Here is a 1314-nt window from a genome sequence, read left to right on the forward strand (position 1 = left end):
TATTATATAGGATTAGAAATTTCAAAAGGATAAATTCAGGTGCAAGTTCCACATATTCCCGTTCTTTTTTCGCAGACGATCGCAGCTTTTGCCGGGCTAGAAGATGGCTATGTTTTAGACTGGACGCTAGGCTACGGAGGGCACAGCGAGGGCATTTTGACCGCTAATCCACGCCTTAAACTCATCGCCTGCGACAGAGACGCCGAAGCGATAGAATTTTCGCGCGAGCGGCTTAGTAAATTTAATGACCGCGTAGAGATTCATAAGGCTAAATTTAGCGAAATTTTAAAAATTTTGCCCGAGCAAAAACTCCGCGCAGTTCGCGGAATTCTAGCAGATATCGGCGTTTCGTCGCTTCAGCTAAATAAAAACTGCCGCGGCTTTTCCACTAAAAGCGACGCGCTGGATATGCGAATGGACGCGGGCGCGGCGCTGGATGCGGCATACGTCGTAAACCGCTATTCGCAAGCTGAACTCGCGCGCATTTTTCGCGAATACGCCGAGCTAACAAATGCTAACGCAATCGCCTCCAAAATAGCTGCTGCGCGGGCTAACGCACCGCTAACAAGCGCTAAAGCTTTGGCAAATTTGATCGGAACAAAGCCCGCCAAAGGGCGTAGTATCAGCCTCGCCGCGCTAGCGTTTCAAGCGATTCGCATCGAGGTAAATAACGAGCTTGGCGAGCTAAAAGGCCTGCTTGATCTCATCGAGCAAAAATCGCGCGATTTAATCTTAACTAATGCAAATGTCGCTATAATCTCATTTCATTCGCTTGAAGATCGCATCGTAAAGACGCGCTTTAAGCAGTGGGAGCGCAGCTGTATCTGCCCAAGCGGCGTGATGCGTTGCGAATGCGGTGGAGATCATTCTTTGGGAAAAATTTTAACCAAAAGCCCGCTAACGGCGGATGCGCAGGAGCTAGCGCAAAATTCGCGAGCCGCGAGTGCGAAGCTAAGAATTTTTAGGCTAAAATGATTTGAAGAGAGCGCTTGTAAAATTTTGTGCATTAAATTTCATAAAATTTTCGGTAAAATTCTATGAAATTTGATATTTTTAAAAGATAAAACGAGACGGAATTCCCATCTCGTAAGCGTTTAAATTTATGGAGAAATTTAAAATGGATAGATACGAATACCTGGCTCAAACTAGCGTGCCTTCGAACTTCACGCAGGATCAAAACGAGCTTTTACGCAACTACGACGCCGGAAATCAAAAAGAGAAAAATCTTACTTTTTATCAGCTGCTGGTCGTGTATCTGCTGGTGGGATTTGCGTTTTTGCTGACGGTGCCCGCGATCTACATCCGCAACGAAAT

The 1314-nt window shown here is 46.0% G+C and carries 1 protein-coding gene and 1 pseudogene; both read left to right on the forward strand.

Going from position 1 to position 1314, the window contains the following annotated elements; genetic code table 11:
• The first annotated feature begins 39 nt into the window (after positions 1–39).
• Positions 40–975 (forward strand): 16S rRNA (cytosine(1402)-N(4))-methyltransferase RsmH, encoded by a 936-nt coding sequence (gene rsmH / locus Q0236_RS02000; protein WP_297914443.1) that lies wholly within the window; start codon positions 40–42, stop codon positions 973–975.
• A 142-nt stretch (positions 976–1117) separates the two neighbouring features.
• A pseudogene (locus Q0236_RS02005) lies at positions 1118–1314 on the forward strand (hypothetical protein); the annotation flags it as partial.

The sequence above is a fragment of the uncultured Campylobacter sp. genome (assembly GCF_938031315.1).
Classification (GTDB): domain Bacteria; phylum Campylobacterota; class Campylobacteria; order Campylobacterales; family Campylobacteraceae; genus Campylobacter_B.